This window comes from Pseudoalteromonas sp. T1lg76, assembly GCF_002964725.1.
GTDB lineage: Bacteria > Pseudomonadota > Gammaproteobacteria > Enterobacterales > Alteromonadaceae > Pseudoalteromonas.
Genome location: NZ_PQCE01000033.1, coordinates 14,661 through 34,425, shown reverse-complemented (window position 1 = coordinate 34,425; position 19,765 = coordinate 14,661). Strand labels below are relative to the sequence as shown.

The window sequence follows — 19,765 nt, the reverse complement described above, 5'->3', positions numbered from 1 at the left end:
GTTAAGTTTCATTAGGGTGCTAAAACTGGCGAAATTATACTGATTTCTGGCCAATTTGCAACTTGAGCAAGATGAAATTGTGTCAATTTCACCCCCGTGATCACGGGGGCGAGAAGGGGATTATTAAACCTGATTTCGCTGCGGGTCGATACGCTCTAAAATGCCTTCAAGCTCGTCTAAATTAGTGTAAGAAATCACCAACTTACCCTTACCTTTCTGGTTGTAGTTAATTTCAACCTTGGCACCGAGATTATCTTGGAGTTTTTGCTCTAACTGTTTGACGTCTGGGTCTTTTTCTTTTTTAACCGGCTTTTCTGTGGGTTCCAGCAGAGAACGCACCAGTTTTTCCGTTTCGCGCACGGTTAAAGCCTTGGCTACGGCGCTGCGGGCGGCCTCAGATTGCGCTTCACCACTGAGCGCCAACAGGCAACGGGCATGACCCATTTCGATATCGCCATGCTCTAACATGATTTTTACATCATCGTTGAGGTTGTTCAGACGCAGCAGGTTGGTCACCGTGGTACGGGATTTACCCACCGCATCGGCAACCTGTTGATGCGTCAGTGAAAACTCTTCAATTAAACGCTCCAAAGCAATGGCTTCTTCCATGGCATTGAGGTCTTCACGTTGAATGTTTTCAATCAGGGCAATGGCTACAGCGGCTTCGTCGGCAACATCCTTGATTAAACAAGGCACCATATCCAGCTTAGCCAGTTGTGCGGCACGCCAGCGACGCTCACCGGCAATGATTTCGTACTGCTGTTTGCCTAGTTGGCGCACCACGATTGGTTGAATAATACCTTGGGCACGAATCGAGCTGGCCAGCTCTTCAAGAGCGTCTTCGGCCATATCCTTGCGCGGCTGATACTTGCCGGGACGTAAAAACTCGATCGCCAGCTTTTGCAATTCGCCTTTAACGGCTTGCTCGCTCGGCCCCTCGTTGGCGCTTTGCTCTGAGCCAGGTGCAACGGGTTTTGACGACGTGAGCAGGGCGTCCAGGCCCCTTCCTAATCCACGTTTTTTAGCAGACATTGATTCGCTTACCTCTAGATTTAGGCGACTGCAGATGTTTGTTTTTCTTTGCGGCGCAGCATTTCACCGGCTAAGGCAAGATACGCCTTGGCTCCCGCAGAAGCTCTGTCGTAATACATGGCCGGGGCACCAAAGCTGGGCGCTTCGGCAAGGCGAACATTGCGCGGAACAACGGTCCGATAAACCTTATCGCCAAAATGCTGTTTCAGCTGTTCGGAAACATCGTTGGCAAGGCGGTTGCGCGGATCGTACATGGTTCGCAAAATGCCTTCAATCTGTAATTTGGGGTTAACCAGTTGCGCTAACTGCTCTATGGTGCCCATCAAGGCGGTGATCCCTTCCAAGGCATAATATTCACACTGCATGGGCACCAGCACAGAATCGGCGGCGGCCATGGCGTTGACGGTCAACATGTTCAGCGACGGCGGACAGTCGATAAAAATATACTCGTAGTCGGCTAGGATCTTTTCCAGGGCATTGCGCAAGCGCACTTCGCGGGCGAACAATTCCATCAGTTTGACTTCCGCCGCGGTCACATCGCCGTTAGCGGCGATCAGATGATACTCGCCTGAAGTTTGCGTGATCACCACCTCTTCGAAGGGTTTGTCTTCGATCAGCAGATCATAGACGGTAGAACGTCATCGTATTTATCAACGCCGCTGCCCATGGTGGCATTGCCCTGAGGATCGAGATCGATCAGCAACACCTTGCGTTTGGTCGCAGCCATTGAGGCCGCCAAATTTACGGCCGTGGTGGTTTTACCCACACCACCTTTTTGGTTTGCAATAGCAATGACTTTAGCCACGTTGATCCTCGCCAATTAATCTTTTTTTAGAATTATAAGATGGCGCTCGCCCTCTAATTCAGGAACCCTAAGCTCAATGTTTTGTTCAAAAGAGAAGCCGTCGGGAAGGTGTGCCAATTCCTGCTCAGGGTACTGACCTTTAAGCGCGATAAAGCGTCCGTCCTGATCTATTAAATGCGCGCACCAATGCAGCATATCATCAATAGAGGCAAAGGCGCGAGATAGCACCCCATCTAATTTAACACTTGGCTGATATTCTTCAACTCGACTCTGCACCGGGGTAACATTTTTTAGCCCAAGTTCATGTTTTACCTGCTTTAAGAAGGTAACGCGCTTACCAAGACTGTCAAGTAAGACGAACTCAGTATCGGGCAGGGCGATGGCCAATACCATGCCGGGCAGACCTGGGCCGGTGCCCACATCGATGTAGTGTTGACCTTTCAGATGCTCGGCCACAACCAGGCTATCCATGATGTGCTTGATCAGCATGTCTTTAGGATCGCGAATCGAGGTGAGGTTGTAGGCTTTGTTCCACTTGTCCAGCAAAGCAACATAGGCAAGTAATTGCTGGATTTGTTGCTCACTAAGAGAAATGCTGGCCTTAGCCAGCAATTGTTTAAATTTGTTTTCTAACACGCTTGCCCTTGGTTACGCCGATTTGCGTAATATTCCTTGCTTCTTGAGATAGACCAATAATAACGAAATCGCCGCTGGAGTAATACCAGAAATACGCGATGCCTGGCCGATAGTGTCTGGGCGAGCGTCGGTCAGTTTGGCGACTACTTCGTTCGACAGGCCGGAAACCTGGCTGTAATCGAAGTCTTTTGGCAACAAGGTTTGCTCATGGCGCAGCTGCTTGGCTATCTCATCCTGCTGACGGGCGATATAACCGGCGTACTTGGTTTGAATCGCCACCTGCTCAAGAGCAGCTTCGTTGTTTGACGGTGACTCAAGACCGGTAATGGCATAAAGCGCCTTGTGATCAATTTCAGGGCGACGGATCAGCTCTTCCAAACTCGCTTCACGGGTTAAAGGCGCTTTCAGCAGGGCATTAACAGAATCCAACGCCGGGTGATCTTTGTGGATCCAGGTTGAACGAATACGCTGAGTTTCCTGCTCCATCACTTCCAGCTTGTCATTAAACGCCGCCCAGCGCTCATCGCAGATCAGGCCAAGTTCACGGCCCTTGGCGGTAAGACGCAAATCGGCATTGTCTTCACGCAGCAACAAGCGGTATTCGGCACGCGAGGTGAACATGCGATACGGTTCTTTGGTACCTAAGGTCGCAAGATCGTCGATCAACACACCTGTGTAAGCTTCGTCACGACGCGGTGTCCAGGCATCTTTGCCTTGCACTTGCAATGCCGCATTCATACCGGCGATCAAACCTTGAGCACCGGCTTCTTCATAACCCGTAGTACCGTTGATCTGACCAGCAAAGAACAAGCCATTGATAAACTTGGTCTCCAGTGATGGTTTTAGATCACGCGGGTCGAAGAAATCATACTCAATGGCATAACCAGGACGACAAATATGGGCATTTTCAAAACCGGTAATGCTGCGCACTATGTCCATTTGCACATCGAACGGCAGGCTGGTTGAAATACCGTTAGGGTAGAGCTCATAAGAGGTTAGGCCCTCAGGCTCAACGAAGATCTGGTGTTTGTCTTTATCGGCAAAACGGACGATCTTATCTTCAATCGAAGGACAATAACGTGGACCTATGCCTTCGATGACACCGGAATACATAGGCGAACGGTGCAGGTTGTTATTGATGATCTCGTGCGTTTTCTCATTGGTATAGGTGATATAACAAGGGATCTGTTGCGGGTGATCACTGGCCTTGCCCATAAATGAGAAAACCGGAGTTGGGGTATCACCAGGCTGTGTTTGCATCTTGCTGAAATCAACCGTGCGCGCATCAATACGCGGTGGTGTGCCTGTTTTCAGGCGATCAACGCGAAAGGGTAATTCGCGTAACCGACGAGCTAAGGCGATCGACGGTGGATCACCAGCGCGGCCACCTTGGAAATTCTCTAAACCGATATGGATCTGCCCACCGAGGAAGGTACCTACAGTCAATACCACACTTTGGGCGCTGAATTTCAGACCCATCTGGGTCACAACACCAGTTACCTTATCGCCTTCAACGATAAGATCATCACAGGACTGTTGGAAGATCTTGAGGTTTTCCTGACCCTGTAAAATGGCTTGGATTTCGGCTTTGTAAAGAGCGCGATCCGCTTGTGCTCGGGTTGCACGTACCGCTGGGCCTTTCGATGAATTCAGGGTTCTGAATTGGATCCCGCCCTTATCTATGGCTTTCGCCATGGCGCCGCCTAGGGCATCGATCTCTTTAACTAAATGACCCTTACCTATGCCACCGATCGCAGGGTTACAAGACATTTGGCCAAGGGTGTCCATGTTATGTGTCAACAGCAGGGTATTCATACCCATACGTGCCGCAGCTAACGCTGCTTCGGTGCCAGCATGACCGCCGCCTACAACAATGACATCAAAGTGTTCATGGAAAATCATTTAACGTTTCCTACAACCGGAGAAAGAGAAAAGGGTGCGTATTCTACCTAGAAAATGGGGGAAGGGAAATGGTTAAATAGTGTTCAAGATCTCAAAGTGGATCATATATAAAATAAAGGATCTTTAAAGAGATCTTTTATTGATCTTACTATTAGTAACGTCAATATCTGTTGATAACCATAAAAAACTATATCAATTCAAGTGATTAAGCGATCCAAGTAGTTGTAGATATGATCGGATCTAAGGGTAAATAAGCTCTGATCAAACAGCTGTTTTATACACAGGGCAATTCGCGATAGATCTTATCAAGTGCATAATCACCCCTTGGATCTCATGATACTAAGCCTTTATCCACATTCGGATCTAACTTTTCGATATTTTGTGAATAAGTCTTGGGTAAGATCCTTATACACTTTTCCATGCCTGCAGCAAATTGGGCAGCCATTGCTCGGCAGTATCTTCTGGTAGATCCTCACCCAACACATCTATCTCTAATTGCGGCAATAACAAGGTCGCGCCCTTAGTTTGTAATAAGGAAATGATATTTTTAGCGGCAAAATTAAAGGTGTCATAGCTGGAATCGCCGACGCCGATCACCGCAAAATGAACCTGTGTCAGCTGTTCATTTGCGTCTAACTGTTCGATAAATGCCAGTAAATTATCGGGATAGTCGCCTGCGCCATGAGTTGAGGTGCAGATCAGCCAGGGTTTATCCCTATCTATATGTTGTAGATCCGGTTGCTCGTGCAACTGACTTTCAATGCCTTGATCCGCCAAGAGTTGGCTTAGGTGTTCGGCCACATATTCGGTGCCGCCCATTTGGCTGCCTATGATAATTTCCAGCTGTTTCATGTCGTCAAACTAGTCGTTTAAGTGGCTCGTATGATACCTGATCTCCAACGCCACTCAATGGATCTATTTAGCAGTGCATAAATAATAATATTAAATAATGTGGAACATGTTTTTATCATCATGAAAAATATAGTTTTTTCATAAATCTAAGCTGTTGATAAAAAGTCGATAAGCTTAGGTTAAATAGCTGTCCCCGGTCATCAAAAAGGGGTTAAATGGGGCTATTGGCTTATTTCTTAGGGGTGTGAATTATTTGCTTGTGGATAATGATCGTTTTGTGCAAATAGATACTTTATTTTAGATCTATATATTTATTTTTTAGATCTAAAACTTCTATAGGCCACCCCGATCTTTGCGTTTTTGGTGGTTTAAATGAGCAGTTTGACGATCCGATCCCGCCATCAACGAGCATTATTTTATTCTGGACATAAAAAAAGCCTAAATGATGAACGCTTGTGATAAGAAATACGTGCCTTGAATCGGTATAAATAGTCTTACTTTTGCTCTGTGATCAATTATTATTAGTTTGCTAATAACCTGAAACTGATGTGTAAATATTCAAAGGGAGTAGAAATGTTGTTGTCTGGACGTATAAGGTTTATGTGTCTGTTTGTTTTATTTTTATTGTTCGGTTGCCACAAGCACAATAGAGATGAACGAATAGTTGATATTGAAGCGCTTTCTACCCCGGTTGTTATGACTGCATCCAAAGGATCTCTGGATGGGGTTCATTTAACCTGGCCACCGCTGCCCGGTGCCGGCAGTTATACACTTCATCGCTGTGAAGTGCCCGAAGGCATCACCGATGATCTGGTCGAGTCTACACCAACAGATTGTGGTGTGCCGATTATTATCACCTCTGAACTTGGCTATATTGATGTGCCGCCGCAAACCGCTCCTCAAGCCTATGTTTACCGCCTTCGGGCTTGCTCTGCGAGTGATGCGAATATATGCGGAACGACTATAGCCTCAGTGGTCGCGGCGCAGGCGAGTGCGCCGGAAGTCCCTCAACTGACAACTAATATTGGTGATCATGGACGCCAGGTTATCTCCGGTTTGACCACAAGATTACATGCTTTTGCCTATAATGCTTCGGGTAACGTGACTTGGAATTGGAAACAAGAGGGCGGTCCAAAGGTCACCCTGGCAGGTGCCGACACTTCTGAGCTGAGTTTCACTGCCCCCGATGTTATGACCAATACCCTGTTGTCATTTGAGTTGAGGGCATCGGATGACAATGGTAATGGTCGTCCGTCAAAAGTAGCTATCACCGTTGTTCCCGCCAATAACGTGAGTGTAAAAACGGGCTCATCATCGCGATTAACCCAGTCTGGCCATAAGGTAACTTTGCATGCGCGAGGCAGTGATTCGGGTTTAGACTACCAATGGCGCCAGATCGCACCGGATTCACCTATTGTCACCCTCAATGGGGCTGATACGGCAAATCCAGACTTTATCGCGCCTTCCATGCCTCAAGGTGGAATTTTACATTTTGAGGTGAAAGTTACAGATCCCGTTACCGGCAGAAATGCTAGTGCCAGAACCGCGGTTGAAGTGCAATATGCCGTTCCTACAGTAACTCCGATCCTTGAACCATCGCAGACACCGGTTCTGGTACCAACCCCTGTGCCAATGGCTGCTCCTTTACTGAAACCTTTATTAATCGCACAACCATTGCAAGTGCCGCATCCACGTCAGGTAGAGCCTGTGCCTAGCCCCATTTTGGTACCACCCAAAGTGCCGCCACAAGCGTTAATTTTACTTGCATCTCCTGCCGTCGCAGCGACAGCAGGAACTCGCGTTGAACTGAGTATGACAGCCAATGGCGGTCGCCCTCCTTACCAATGGCAATGGTCGCAAATCAGCGGCCCAACAGCAGACTTGGAGGCCAGTACACAAGAAGTATTAACAGTGCAATTGCCTGTTGTAGACACGGCTCAGGTACTTACTTTTGAAGCTAAAGTTACCGATGCAGAGGGAATTGAACGGACCGCCGAAGCGGTCGTGCACGCAATGTTAACACCTGAGGTTGCAACTGGAGTGACGCCCACTCCGATCACGTCTCTTGAACCCCGCCTTGTGGTGGTGGGTGAGTCTGCACCTGTATTGAATTCGCTATTGAGTGATTTGACCGTGGAGCAAATAGCGGGTCCAAAATTGCAAATAGCTCAGCAGCCAGACAGCAGTGGTACGGGAACCCAGATCCTGGTAACCGCGCCTTTAGTTAAACAACATTCGGCACACGCTATGTTATCGGTAACTGGCAAAGATCTGCAGGGTGCAGTCGTGCGTTATATCCTGCCGGTACTCATCATTCGTCCGCAGGCAATTGATCCTCCTGTTGAGAGCCCGCCTCAGGTTCTGCCACCACAAGAGGCCCCAAAACAAGATGATCCCCTTGTTATCATTGCCGGAACTGCCGGGGTTATTTTGCAAGAAGGGTCTTTAAAAGCATTAGGGGTTGTTGCCCAAGGCGGTAAGGGTCGCGAAAATTATCGCTACCTGTGGTCTTATCTTAAAGAAGAGAATGGCCCCGATGTGAGCTTTAGCGGAGCCGATACGGCGAGAATAGTGGTGACAGCTCCCGCGGTACAACAAACAACGCTGTTGCGCTTCAATGTGCAAGTAAGTGATGGCGTTCAGACCACAGACAGAGACGTACTGGTACAGGTAAATGATGTTGCCGCTTCTTTGGTTATTGGTGACTTAGCGCCGCTAACAGTGGATAGCGGCCAGGAAGTGAGTTTAAGCTCACCCACGCCTACCGGAGGCGTACAGTTTCCAACTCATGAGCATTATCGTTATTCCATTACTCAAATAGGCGGTTCACAATCGGTGACTTTAACGCCAATCGGTGACCAAGAGGCTGACCGAATTAGTAATTGGCGCTTTGTAGCCCCCACTTTATTTCCGGGTGATGCCGATCTGGTACTGTTATTTGAGCTGGCCAGCTATGATAGGGTCGGTAATGTTGTGAAGACCACACAGCAGGTTAGGGTGAGCGCGCCACCACCGCCAGAACCTTTGGTTGCCACCATGTCCTCACCGGTAAATATCGCCTTGGGTACATCGCTTACCTTGCAAGCTGATGTGACGGGAGGGGCTGCACCATACAGCTTTGCCTGGCAAATACAGCCACACGTCCAGGCGATACCGGGTAAGCCTGCATTTAATTTGGGGGCCTCAAACGCGACCGGAAAAAACCCCACAGTATCAATAGATAACCTCGGCCTTCGTCGTGATGAAGCAGCAAGTTATCAGTTAGAAGTGTCATTAACCGTGACCGATGCCAATCTTCAAGTGAGTGAAGCCACCAGCGTTACAAGGGTTGTTTTATCTGATGCCTTGAGGTCTGCAACAGAGGCCTTGGTATGTGGCCATCTTGATAATAAGGAACCTTGTACCGATCTCGACTTAGTGCTTGGGATGACGACTAAATGTCCAGTCCATCAGCCATATGCGTTGAATTTAATAAAGCAACAAGATGATTTGGTAGAGGAGTACCGCTGGTGTGCCGATGCCCGCACTGTGTTCAATCTGTCCATTGCCAGTGGCAATATAGATAACCCCTTGTGTCGCAATTTTAATCCAGGTGCCTCCAGAGATTTAACCTGTTATTTAGCGTGTTATGGCGATGGTTGTAATATAGATACAATTCCACCCGATGGTACATTGCTAGGGACGTTAGGCAGTGATGGCTATTTGAAAGTGGGTATGCCGCCATTAAATAATTAACGGAATATGGGCCTAACAGTTAGGCCCATTTTTTTACTTACCGATACAGAATGAGCTGAAGATCTTGCCGAGCAGATCATCTGAGGTGAATTCACCGGTGATCTCATTAAGATACTGCTGCGCTAAGCGCAGTTCTTCGGCAAGAATTTCGCCGGCTATATGGGCTTCAAGCTGCTCCTGGCCAGTTTGCAGATGACTTAAAGCACGTTCTAAGGCATCTAAATGGCGACGGCGGGCCATAAAGCTGCCTTCTTGCGTGCCTTCAAAGCCGACACAGGCTTTTAGGTGCTCGCGTACTAGGTCAATCCCCAGGCCTTCTTTGGCGCTGATCCTCAATACCGGATGGCTATGGCTGTCGTCAAATCCCAGCTCCTCACCGCTTAAATCAACCTTATTACGGATCACGGTAATGCCCATATTTTCCGGAAGCTTGGCAACAAACTCTGGCCAGATTTGCTCTGGCGTATTGGCTTGGGTGTCCTGGGCGTCAACCATAAAGAGTACGCGATCGGCCTGGTTTATTTCTTCCCAGGCGCGCTCTATTCCGATCTGTTCCACTTTATCAGGGCTTTCCCTCAGTCCGGCGGTATCGATTATATGCAGGGGCATACCATCGATATGAATGTGTTCTTTAAGCACGTCTCGGGTGGTACCGGCGATATCGGTAACTATGGCGGCTTCACGGCCGGCCAGGGCGTTGAGCAGGCTGGATTTACCGGCGTTAGGACGGCCGGCAATGACTACCCGCATACCATCGCGGATAATGCTGCCTTGTTTGGCCTGGGCCCGCACCTGCTCGACCTGATCCAGTATTTGCTGCAGATCGCCGGCAACCTTGCCGTCGCTGAGGAAATCAATTTCTTCATCGGGAAAGTCTATGGCCGCTTCAACATACATGCGCAGGTGAATAACCTGTTCCACCAGCTGAGTGATGTGATTGGAGAATTCACCTTGTAGCGAGTGCAGGGCGCTTTTTGCCGCTTGCTCCGAGGTAGCATTGATTAAATCGGCAATGGCTTCTGCCTGGGTTAAATCAAGCTTATCGTTTAAAAATGCACGCTCGGAGAATTCCCCCGGTTTGGCCAGACGCACACCGTCGATGTCGGCGATTTCGCGCAGCAGCATATCGAGAATAATAGGGCCGCCATGGCCTTGTAGCTCAAGTACATCTTCGCCGGTAAAGGAATTAGGGCCTTGAAAGAATAGGGCGATACCCTGATCCAGCTGTTGCTTATTCAGGTCGTGAAAGGGTACATATTCGGCGTAACGGGTCTTGGGGCAGTGGCCGATGATCTGCTTGGCAACGTCCTTTGCTAGGGCACCTGAGATGCGAATAATACCCACGCCACCGCGTCCGGGGGCCGTGGCTTGGGCAACGATAGTGTCTTGAGAATACATAGAATAACTCGATAAAGCGGCAATGTGTGTATTGTAACCTAATGTGGCAGTAAACAAGAAGAAGCTGAGATTCAGGCAATAAAAAAGCGGCCATAAGCCGCTTTTCTAATCTTGGTTAAGGCTTAATCTAGCCTCGCACCTTCAAGCCCTTTTTCTCCATACCGCGGTAGATGATCAGCATCTGGGCGATAGAGATAAGGTTTGAAACCAACCAGTAAAGTACCAGACCCGATGGGAACCAAAGGAAGAATACCGAGAAGAATACCGGCATCCAGGTCATCATCTTCTGCTGCATAGGATCTGTAACCGTCATCGGCTGTAGCTTTTGCATCAGGAACATACTGGCACCGAATAGTACCGGTAGTACGTAGAAGGGGTCTTTCGACGATAAGTCTGTTAACCACAGGCCAAATTCAGCATGACGTAGCTCAGGTGATTCCAGGAATACGTAGAATAAGGCCAGGAAGATAGGCATTTGTAGCAACAGCGGGAAACAGCCACCCATAGGGTTTACTTTTTCCTTGCGGTACATTTCCATCATGGCCTGACCGAATTTCTGACGGTCATCACCATAGCGCTCTTTTAGTGCCTGCATCTTAGGTTGCAGGGCACGCATCTTCGCCATAGAAGTGTATTGTGCTTTAGTTAGCGGATACAGTGCGGTTTTCATCAGCACTGTGATAGCAATAATAGCCAGACCCCAGTTGCCTAGGAAGCTGTATAAAAACTTCAGCAGTGATAACAGTGGTTGTGAGATAAACCATAACCAACCATAGTCCACGGCCAAATCCAAGTTCGAGTGCAGTGCTTCCAAAGCATCCGTATCTTTCGGGCCCATATAATAGGTAGATGCGAAAGTAGCAGAGCTGGCCGGAGCAATATTCACTGGCTCAGATTTAATACCAATTTGCGCTACCTTGGCAGTCGGCAGGCGCATATATACTGTGTTCGTTTGATCTTGAGCTGGTACCCAGGCACTTACGAAATAGTGCTGTAGGAAGGCCACGTAACCACCCTGAGTCGACTCTTTCAATTCTTTGTCTTGAATATCGTCGAACGAGTACTTTTCGTAGTTAACTTCGTCGGTACCGTAAGCACCACCTAGGTAGCTTTGATCAATCAAGCTGCCCTTGTCCTGGACGGTACGCTTAACCTGAGTGTAAAGCTGTACCTGAACCGCGTTCGCCGTGTTGTTTTGGATGTCATAATCCAAGGTTACGTCGTAACGGTTTTTATGGAAGGTGTAGGTCTTGGTGTAGCTTACGCCCTGGGCATCAACAAAGGTAAGGGGTACCGCTAGGGTATCGCCTTCAAGGGTATAGCTTTGTTGTGCGCTTTGATAAACCGGGCGACCTTCTTTGCGAGCGTCGGGACCATTTAAGCCAATTAAACCGCTTTGGGCAAAATATTCATTGCCTTCAAACTGGCCTAACAACAGGTAAGGTTCGTCGCTGCCATGAGTTTCCGCATGCTGAAGCAGTTTGGCTTCGATGATGTCGCCGCCAAGGGTGTCAATTTTCACCGCAAACACATCTGTGGTTACGGTAATAACTTGTTGGCTTGCCGATGTTGAGACTAGCGGCTCGGCAATATCCGAGTTGGGAACGTCACTTTGCCCGGCGTTGGTTTGGGCATTGCTTTGGGTTTGAGCACTTGGATTGTTGGCCGGTTGGTTATAATCACTATTCCATTCTTGGAATAATAAAAATGACACCAACAACAGGCCGATAAATAAAAACGTGCGTTGCGATTCCATAACAGCTCTTATTTCTCGTTGTTAAGATTAATGGTGGTTACGTTTGCCAGGAACGGGATCATCCCCTCCGGCGTGTAAAGGATGGCATTTTACTATTCGTTTTACTGCCAACCAACTGCCTTTTATCGCGCCATGCAGTTTTATTGCCTGCAAGGCGTATGAAGAACAGCTGGGATTAAAGCGACAGTTCGGCCCAAGCATTGGGCTGATCCACTTTTGATAGACCTTAATTACAGTAATGAGGGTATTTTTAGGTATTGCTAATATAAAAGCTAACATAAAGGCCCGCAGCACTGAGTAAGGTAAAGCGAATACTCAGTTAGTCGATTAAAAGGTGAGCTAAAGATACCTGAAAAAGTCGGTAAATTCTATGATTGGCCGCGCTTTTGCTTGGTATTGTGATGCTTTTTATGAGGTCTGCGTGGTGGTGGCTTGTATCCGGGCTTGCAGCGTTCATTGATTTTGCGCCAGAGTTTATCGAGATCTTTGCGTATTTCTTCGTTTGATAGCTCATCAATGCCACGCTTAACCATAAGCACGATATCAATGTTATCCAACTTGTGCTGATGCAAACGAAAACTTTCGCGAGCGATACGCTTGATTCGGTTACGCTGATTGGCTTGTTTTACATTTTTTTTAGCTACGGTTAATCCTAGACGTGCATGGTCCAAAGAGTTTGGTTTAGCTAATAAGGTAAAGAGAGAAGTAGCAGCCCGAGCTGGCTCATTAAAAATGCGGGAGTAATGCGAGGGAGTTAACAGACGTAACTCCCTGCCAAAGCGAAAGTCTTCCACTAAATATTAAGCAGAAAGAACTTTACGGCCTTTAGCACGACGACGTGCTAGTACTTTACGGCCGTTAGCAGTAGCCATACGAGCACGGAAACCGTGAGTACGCTTACGCTTTAATACGCTAGGTTGAAAAGTTCTTTTCATAACAATTCCATCCGATCGGTTAAGGTTTAAATTCTCTGTGTGGGTCGCGATCCTCACTCAGACGCTAACACAACTTCGATGCCAAGTTTTTCTCATTCGGTGATGTTCACCGACTGTTTCCAACGGACATTCCGTGGTGCCTTAGCGAGCGCGAGATTTTATAGAGGCTTGATGCTAAAGTCAACGATAATCGTACAACGAAGAGCCTATATATAAGCAGTTATAGCTGGGGATCGTACAAGCGATCCGCATAGGATCATTAAAAAATGAAAGTTTTCCACAGGCTCTGTTTAAAAAGTGCATAAATCCCCTGAATAACCCTGTTTGATCATCCCAGTTGATCAAGATCAAAGTTTTGTAAAGCGTTAAATTAAATTCTTTTTTTAAAATAAATATTCATTAAAAACATAGTGTTGCACTATGTTTTTTGCTGAAGCACATTTTCAGTAAAAATCAATATTGAAGTTGTGGATAAATAGGCGTCATAATGTGCGACCCGGGCACAAAAAAGTCGTGATTCAGGGAAGAATAATAAGCGCTAAACTCGTGATGAACGAGTATCGAAACCTCTATTCTATTTCGGGAGTGAACTGTGTATCTGTCTGTTTGGCAAAGTTGTTTATATGTGTTGCAAGATGAATTGCCATCACAGCAATTTAGTATGTGGGTAAGACCGCTGCAGGCAGAAAGTACAGATGATACTCTGACTATTTATGCGCCAAATCGCTTTGTGCTTGATTGGGTAAGAGAAAAATACCTAAATCGCATAAATGAGCTGTTAGTTGAAATTTGTGGCGATGAAGCGCCAGAATTACGTTTTGACGTGGGCAGCAAGCCCATGCTTAATACCGCTGTAAATACCACGGCACAAACACCTAATCAGGGTGTTAATGGCAACAGTGACAGTGCCAAGGTAAATAAGGCCAGACAGCCTAGCCAACCAGCGGCTGTTGAGCCAGCGCCTAAGTCTCAGTACAAATCGAATATTAAAGAAAACTATACCTTTGATAACTTTGTTGAAGGTAAGTCAAACCAGTTGGCTAAGGCTGCGGCAACGCAAGTGGCCGATAATCCTGGCTCAGCATTTAACCCTGTATTTATATACGGTGGCACCGGTTTAGGTAAAACGCACCTGTTACATGCGGTGGGCAATGGCATTTTAGCGAAAAAAGAGAATGCCAAAATTGTTTATATGCATTCCGAACGCTTTGTTCAAGATATGGTAAAAGCCTTACAAAACAATGCGATAGAGGAATTTAAACGCTATTATCGCAGTGTCGATGCCTTGTTGATCGATGATATTCAATTCTTTGCCAATAAAGAGCGCTCTCAAGAAGAGTTCTTCCATACCTTTAATGCGCTGCTTGAGGGCAACCAACAGATTATTTTAACCTCAGACCGTTACCCCAAAGAAATAGAAGGGGTAGAGGACAGGCTTAAGTCGCGCTTCGGTTGGGGCTTAACCATTGCCATCGAGCCACCGGAGCTTGAAACCCGAGTAGCCATTTTGATGAAGAAGGCGCAGCAGAGTAAGATTAACTTACCTCACGAAGTGGCTTTCTTTATTGCCAAGAAATTGCGCTCCAATGTGCGTGAACTTGAAGGGGCATTAAACCGAGTGATTGCCAATGCTAACTTTACCGGTCGACCTATTTCCATCGACTTTGTAAAAGAAGCGCTGCGCGATTTATTGGCACTGCAAGATAAGCTGGTGACCATAGATAATATTCAACGCACTGTGGCGGAGTATTACCGCATTCGCGTTTCTGATTTATTGTCCAAGCGCCGTAGTCGCTCGGTTGCGCGTCCACGCCAGGTGGCCATGGCGCTATCAAAAGAATTAACAAACCATAGCTTGCCGGAAATCGGCGATGCTTTTGGCGGTCGTGACCATACCACGGTATTGCACGCCTGCCGTAAGGTAAAAGCGCTTCGTGACGAAAGCCATGAAGTGAAAGAAGACTATCAAAATCTAATAAGAACTTTGTCATCTTAAGGTTACCCTTATGCAAATTACTATCGCTAGAGATCAGTTTTTAAAGCCTTTAATGCAGGTATCAGGTGCCATCGAGCGTAAGCACACCTTGCCCGTGCTCTCCAATGTATTACTTGAGGTGCGCGATGGTCAGCTGTCTATGACGGGAACCGATCTGGAAATAGAGCTCGTCGCCTCGGTAGCCTTAGAGCAACCTTGTGCCGATACCAAGATCACCTTGCCGGCGAAAAAGCTTTTAGATATTTGTAAGAGCCTGCCCGATGGCAGCGATATCACCTTGACCTCTCAGGAGCATCAGGTGGTACTGACATCCGGACAAAGCCGCTTCTCCTTGTTGTCTTTAGCAGCAGAAGACTTTCCGAATCTGGAGCAGTGGGATGGCGAAGTTGAATTTCAATTAAGTCGACTAGAACTGCGTAAGTTATTGGAAAGCACGCATTTTTCAATGGCTAATCAGGACGTGCGTTATTACCTTAACGGCATGTCGTTTGAAGTTGAAAATGACGAAATTAAAACCGTGGCTACAGATGGTCACCGTTTGGCCATAGCGCAAAAGAAATTACCTCAGTCGTTAAACAGCCAGCGCCAGTTAATTGTGCCACGCAAAGGGGTGCAGGAAATTATGCGCCTGATGCCGGCGGACGACCAGCCTGTAACCATTCAGTTCGGTGCCAACCATATCCGCATTACTGACGCAGAATTTACCTTTACCAGTAAATTGGTTGATGGCCGTTTCCCTGACTATCGCCGTGTTTTGCCTCGTGGTGGTGATAAAATTATTATCGCTAACCGCGAATGGCTGCGTAATGCTTTGCATCGCGTGTCTATTTTATCGAATGAGAAGTTCCGCGGTGTGCGCCTTAATTTAAGCTCGGGCATGCTCAAAGTCAGCGCCAATAACCCAGAGCAAGAACAGGCGGAAGAGGTGATTGAAGTTATGTATCAAGGGGAGGATTTAGAGATTGGTTTTAACGTTTCTTACCTTCTTGATGTGCTTAACACCATCAAAACCGAAGACGTTTCTATCACCCTTGCCGATTCAAACAGCAGTGCCCTGATGGAAGCGGCGGGAGATGGCGAAGCTCTGTATGTCGTTATGCCGATGCGCTTGTAACGGCCATGAGCCTGACGTCTATTAGCCTCAATAATTTCCGTAATATTGAGGCTGCTACCCTAGCTCCTGAAGCTATCAATATCATCTATGGTGAAAATGGCAGCGGCAAGACCAGCTTTTTAGAAGCCATTTATTTTCTTTCTCACGGACGTTCTTTCCGTACCAATAAGCACCGCACCCTGATCCGTGATGGCCAATCGCGTTTTACCTTGCACGCCAAAAAGCGGAGCAACAATCTGACCATTCCTCTTGGCATACAAAAAGATGTTCAGGGGGTAACCCAGATAAAAATTCAAGGGAAGGCGAGTCGTCGAATTTCTGATCTTGCGCAGGTTTTGCCGGTTCAGGTTATTACCCCAGAAAGCTACTCCTTCTTTTTTGGCGGCCCCAAAGAGCGACGTGCCTTTATTGATTTAGGTGTGTTCCACGTGGAACAAGAGTTTTTTGTTTACTGGCAAAACTTCAATAAGGTACTGAAACAACGTAATGCCCTGTTAAAAAACAAGCCCCCCGAACTACGCACCATGCTGCCCGTTTGGGACAAGGAATTCGTGCGCTTAGCCGAGAAAATTACTCAGTTAAGAGAGATGTATATAGAGAGGTTTAAGGCGCTTTTTTTTGATAGACTGTGTACAGAATTAGAATTGCTAAACGACCTTGAAATTGACTTCAATTGGGGTTGGAAACGCACTGAGTCCCTTGCCGATGTATTGGCGCAGAATAGGGATGGTGACCTGATGCGTGGCTATACCAGCAAAGGGCCACATAAGGCCGATCTAACGATAAAAACATCGCTCGGCCCGGTAGAAACAGCCTTCTCGCGAGGGCAGTTAAAATTGCTTTTATATGCGCTCAAAGTAGCGCAAAATAGCTTAATAGAAAAAGAGACCGGAAAACAATCGATTCTGCTTATTGACGATTTACCCTCGGAATTAAGCGAAGATACCAAGATGAAGGTAGGGCAACTGCTTTCACGCTGTGATGCACAGATATTTATAACAACGATTGAATCCCAAAGTGTCTCCGCCGTGTTAGAGGCGTTAGCAAGGCCACAAGCTTTGTTCCACGTGAAACATGGCGAACTAATAACAAGATAAATGGAAACACCATGTCTGAAAATTACGATTCATCAAGTATTAAAGTACTTAAAGGACTAGACGCCGTACGGAAACGACCAGGAATGTACATTGGTGATACCGATGATGGCACCGGTTTACACCATATGGTATTCGAGGTAGTCGACAACTCGATCGATGAGGCGTTGGCGGGATATTGTGACGATATTTACGTAACAATTCACACCGATGGTTCCGTGTCGGTACGCGATAACGGCCGTGGTATTCCAACCGAGCTGCACCCGGAAGAAGGGGTGTCGGCCGCAGAAGTTATTATGACCGTGCTTCACGCCGGTGGTAAGTTCGACGACAACTCATATAAAGTATCCGGTGGTCTGCATGGTGTAGGTGTTTCGGTTGTAAACGCACTATCTGAAAAGCTGGCACTGGAAATTCGTCGTGATGGCAAATTGCATAAACAGACTTACTCTATGGGCGAGCCTGATGCACCGTTAGGTGTTATTGGTGAGTCGGACTCAACGGGTACGGAAATTCGTTTCTGGCCGAGTGCGCAAACCTTTAGTGATACCAACTTCCACTATGACATTCTGGCCAAGCGTTTACGCGAGCTGTCTTTCCTGAACTCGGGCGTGTCGATTATTTTGTGCGACGAGCGTGAAGAAGATAAACGCGACCACTTTAAATATGAAGGTGGTATCGAGGCCTTTGTTGCTTACCTAAACCGTAAGAAAACACCTGTACATCAAAACGTATTCCACTTCACCCATGAGCGTGAAGACGGTATCAGCGTTGAAGTATCTATGCAGTGGAACGATGGCTTCCAGGAAAACATTTTCTGTTTTACCAATAATATTCCACAGCGTGACGGTGGTACTCACTTAGCAGGTTTCCGTGCTGCACTGACGCGTACACTTAACACCTATATGGAAAAAGAAGGCTTTAATAAGAAAGCCAAAACCACCAGTAATGCGACTGGTGATGATGCCCGTGAAGGTTTGACCGCGGTTGTTAGCGTTAAGGTTCCTGATCCTAAGTTCTCATCGCAAACTAAAGACAAGCTGGTATCGAGTGAAGTAAAAGCCGCCGTTGAACAAGCCATGGGTGAAAAGCTCAGTGAATTCTTACTAGAGAATCCTGTTGATGCTAAAACAGTTGTTGGCAAGATTATCGATGCTGCCCGTGCCCGTGAAGCTGCGCGTAAAGCTCGTGAAATGACCCGTCGTAAAGGCGCCATGGACCTGGCTGGCTTACCAGGTAAGCTGGCAGACTGTCAGGAAAAAGACCCGGCAGAATCTGAACTATATATAGTGGAGGGTGACTCTGCGGGTGGTTCTGCCAAGCAGGGCCGTAACCGTAAGAATCAGGCCATCCTGCCGCTTAAAGGTAAAATTCTTAACGTAGAAAAAGCGCGTTTCGATAAGATGTTATCTTCGCAAGAAGTAGCGACCCTGATCACCGCCCTGGGCTGTGGTATCGGTCGTGATGAGTATGACCCTGAGAAGCTTCGTTATCATCGCATCATTATCATGACCGATGCCGACGTCGATGGCTCGCATATTCGTACCTTGCTATTGACCTTCTTCTACCGTCAAATGCCGGAAATCATCGAGCGTGGCTATGTTTATATCGCTCAGCCGCCGCTGTACAAGATAAAGAAAGGCAAACAAGAGCGTTATATCAAAGACGATAACGCTTTAGTTGAATACCTAACCTCGCTGGCGCTAAATGGCTCTGCCTTATACAGCAGCGAAGGTGCGTCGGTTATCGAAGGTAATGCACTGGAAAATCTGGTGCGTGATTACCAAGCGACGGAAAAGGTAATTGAGCGTTTAGCTCGCAAATACCCATCAGCCATGATGCACAGCCTTATCTATCGCGACTGTATCGGCGAAGATGACTTAGGCGAAGAAGCCAAGGTGCAGCAGTGGACTGAGGCATTAGTTGAAGACTTGATCGTCCGTGACGAAGACGCGGCTATCTACAGTGCTCATACTCATTTCGATGAGGAGCGTAAGCTGCATTACCCTATGGTGAATATTCGTCAGCACGGTGTTGATAAGCAGTATGTGCTTAATCATGATTTCCTGACTTCAAAAGACTATCAGCGTATCTGTGTAACTGGCGAGAAGGTGGGTAACCTTATAGGTGCCGGTGCTTACGTACAACGTGGTGAGAAAACTCAGCCGGTCGACAGTTTTGTTGAGGCACTAGAATGGCTGATCAGCGACTCTAAGAAGGGCTTGTATACACAGCGTTATAAAGGATTGGGTGAGATGAACCCGGACCAGCTGTGGGAAACTACCATGGACCCTGCAGCACGTCGTATGCTACGCGTTACCATTGAAGATGCTATCGCCGCTGACCAACTATTTGCCACCCTTATGGGGGATCAGGTTGAGCCGCGTCGTGAGTTTATCGAGCAAAATGCACTACGTGTAGTTAACCTGGACGTGTAGTCCAGGTTGATATAAATCACCAAGCATAAAAAAGCCCTCGCATTAGCGGGGGCTTTTTACTTAGTTCACAAT

General features: G+C 47.3%; 14 protein-coding genes and 1 pseudogene. 5 read left to right on the top strand and 10 right to left on the bottom strand.

From position 1 onward, the window contains the following. Positions 1–123: 123 nt before the first annotated feature. The 5 genes and pseudogenes from C2M35_RS12145 to mioC form a co-directional block, all read right to left on the bottom strand. Positions 124–1,032 (bottom strand): ParB/RepB/Spo0J family partition protein, encoded by a 909-nt coding sequence (locus C2M35_RS12145; protein WP_105265464.1) that lies wholly within the window; start codon positions 1,030–1,032, stop codon positions 124–126. A gap of 20 nt (positions 1,033–1,052) precedes the next feature. Further along, a pseudogene (locus C2M35_RS12140) lies at positions 1,053–1,837 on the bottom strand (ParA family protein). A 15-nt stretch (positions 1,838–1,852) separates the two neighbouring features. Continuing rightward, positions 1,853–2,473 (bottom strand): 16S rRNA (guanine(527)-N(7))-methyltransferase RsmG, encoded by a 621-nt coding sequence (gene rsmG, locus C2M35_RS12135; RefSeq protein ID WP_105201185.1) that lies wholly within the window; start codon positions 2,471–2,473, stop codon positions 1,853–1,855. Between the two features lie 12 nt (positions 2,474–2,485). Further along, on the bottom strand, positions 2,486–4,375 hold the full coding sequence (mnmG, locus tag C2M35_RS12130; RefSeq protein WP_105265463.1) for a tRNA uridine-5-carboxymethylaminomethyl(34) synthesis enzyme MnmG: 1,890 nt from the start codon (positions 4,373–4,375) through the stop codon (positions 2,486–2,488). A gap of 405 nt (positions 4,376–4,780) precedes the next feature. Then, entirely contained in the window at positions 4,781–5,227 is a 447-nt protein-coding gene (gene mioC / locus C2M35_RS12125) for an FMN-binding protein MioC (protein ID WP_105201187.1), read from the bottom strand. A gap of 573 nt (positions 5,228–5,800) precedes the next feature. Here mioC and C2M35_RS12120 point away from each other — a divergent pair. Then, the gene (locus tag C2M35_RS12120) at positions 5,801–8,962 is read left to right on the top strand and encodes a PKD domain-containing protein (protein ID WP_158677977.1); all 3,162 of its coding nucleotides are present in this window, start codon (positions 5,801–5,803) and stop codon (positions 8,960–8,962) included. Positions 8,963–8,995: 33 nt separating this feature from the next. On the opposite strand, the gene mnmE is transcribed toward C2M35_RS12120, so the two are convergent. The 5 genes from mnmE to rpmH all read right to left on the bottom strand — a co-directional run bounded on the left by mnmE (position 8,996) and on the right by rpmH (position 13,051). Next, positions 8,996–10,360 carry a tRNA uridine-5-carboxymethylaminomethyl(34) synthesis GTPase MnmE gene (gene mnmE / locus C2M35_RS12115; RefSeq protein WP_105201189.1) on the bottom strand — a complete coding sequence of 455 codons (1,365 nt, stop codon included), beginning with the start codon at positions 10,358–10,360 and terminating at the stop codon, positions 8,996–8,998. Between the two features lie 127 nt (positions 10,361–10,487). Continuing rightward, complete coding sequence (gene yidC, locus C2M35_RS12110) at positions 10,488–12,116, bottom strand: membrane protein insertase YidC (protein WP_105201190.1); 1,629 nt, start codon at positions 12,114–12,116, stop codon at positions 10,488–10,490. Between the two features lie 27 nt (positions 12,117–12,143). Then, complete coding sequence (yidD, locus tag C2M35_RS12105; RefSeq protein ID WP_105201191.1) at positions 12,144–12,395, bottom strand: membrane protein insertion efficiency factor YidD; 252 nt, start codon at positions 12,393–12,395, stop codon at positions 12,144–12,146. A gap of 89 nt (positions 12,396–12,484) precedes the next feature. Next, positions 12,485–12,910, bottom strand: coding sequence for a ribonuclease P protein component (rnpA, locus tag C2M35_RS12100; RefSeq protein WP_105201192.1), 426 nt, complete (start codon positions 12,908–12,910; stop codon positions 12,485–12,487). A gap of 6 nt (positions 12,911–12,916) precedes the next feature. Then, on the bottom strand, positions 12,917–13,051 hold the full coding sequence (rpmH, locus tag C2M35_RS12095) for a 50S ribosomal protein L34 (protein WP_008488847.1): 135 nt from the start codon (positions 13,049–13,051) through the stop codon (positions 12,917–12,919). Between the two features lie 661 nt (positions 13,052–13,712). Between rpmH and dnaA the strand changes: the two genes are divergently transcribed. The 4 genes from dnaA to gyrB are packed head-to-tail and all read left to right on the top strand — an operon-like array spanning position 13,713 to position 19,693. Further along, positions 13,713–15,047: a chromosomal replication initiator protein DnaA gene (gene dnaA, locus C2M35_RS12090; RefSeq protein ID WP_442792513.1), complete on the top strand. Its 1,335-nt coding sequence runs from the start codon at positions 13,713–13,715 to the stop codon at positions 15,045–15,047. Between the two features lie 10 nt (positions 15,048–15,057). Continuing rightward, on the top strand, positions 15,058–16,161 hold the full coding sequence (gene dnaN / locus C2M35_RS12085; protein ID WP_105258303.1) for a DNA polymerase III subunit beta: 1,104 nt from the start codon (positions 15,058–15,060) through the stop codon (positions 16,159–16,161). 5 nt (positions 16,162–16,166) lie between these two features. Then, positions 16,167–17,258 (top strand): DNA replication/repair protein RecF, encoded by a 1,092-nt coding sequence (recF, locus tag C2M35_RS12080; protein ID WP_105265461.1) that lies wholly within the window; start codon positions 16,167–16,169, stop codon positions 17,256–17,258. Between the two features lie 11 nt (positions 17,259–17,269). Continuing rightward, complete coding sequence (gene gyrB, locus C2M35_RS12075; RefSeq protein WP_105201196.1) at positions 17,270–19,693, top strand: DNA topoisomerase (ATP-hydrolyzing) subunit B; 2,424 nt, start codon at positions 17,270–17,272, stop codon at positions 19,691–19,693. Positions 19,694–19,765 lie beyond the last annotated feature (72 nt).

Bases quoted from the DNA above. Each gene is read 5' to 3' on its own strand.
- mnmG (WP_105265463.1), bottom strand. From the start codon at position 4,375: ATGATTTTCCATGAACACTTTGATGTCATTGTTGTAGGCGGCGGTCAT.
- C2M35_RS12120 (WP_158677977.1), top strand. From the start codon at position 5,801: ATGTTGTTGTCTGGACGTATAAGGTTTATGTGTCTGTTTGTTTTATTT.
- yidD (WP_105201191.1), bottom strand. From the start codon at position 12,395: ATGTTAGCTTTTATATTAGCAATACCTAAAAATACCCTCATTACTGTA.
- recF (WP_105265461.1), top strand. From the start codon at position 16,167: ATGAGCCTGACGTCTATTAGCCTCAATAATTTCCGTAATATTGAGGCT.
- rpmH (WP_008488847.1), bottom strand. From the start codon at position 13,051: ATGAAAAGAACTTTTCAACCTAGCGTATTAAAGCGTAAGCGTACTCAC.
- dnaN (WP_105258303.1), top strand. From the start codon at position 15,058: ATGCAAATTACTATCGCTAGAGATCAGTTTTTAAAGCCTTTAATGCAG.
- mioC (WP_105201187.1), bottom strand. From the start codon at position 5,227: ATGAAACAGCTGGAAATTATCATAGGCAGCCAAATGGGCGGCACCGAA.
- C2M35_RS12145 (WP_105265464.1), bottom strand. From the start codon at position 1,032: ATGTCTGCTAAAAAACGTGGATTAGGAAGGGGCCTGGACGCCCTGCTC.
- mnmE (WP_105201189.1), bottom strand. From the start codon at position 10,360: ATGTATTCTCAAGACACTATCGTTGCCCAAGCCACGGCCCCCGGACGC.
- dnaA (WP_442792513.1), top strand. From the start codon at position 13,713: ATGTGGGTAAGACCGCTGCAGGCAGAAAGTACAGATGATACTCTGACT.
- yidC (WP_105201190.1), bottom strand. From the start codon at position 12,116: ATGGAATCGCAACGCACGTTTTTATTTATCGGCCTGTTGTTGGTGTCA.
- gyrB (WP_105201196.1), top strand. From the start codon at position 17,270: ATGTCTGAAAATTACGATTCATCAAGTATTAAAGTACTTAAAGGACTA.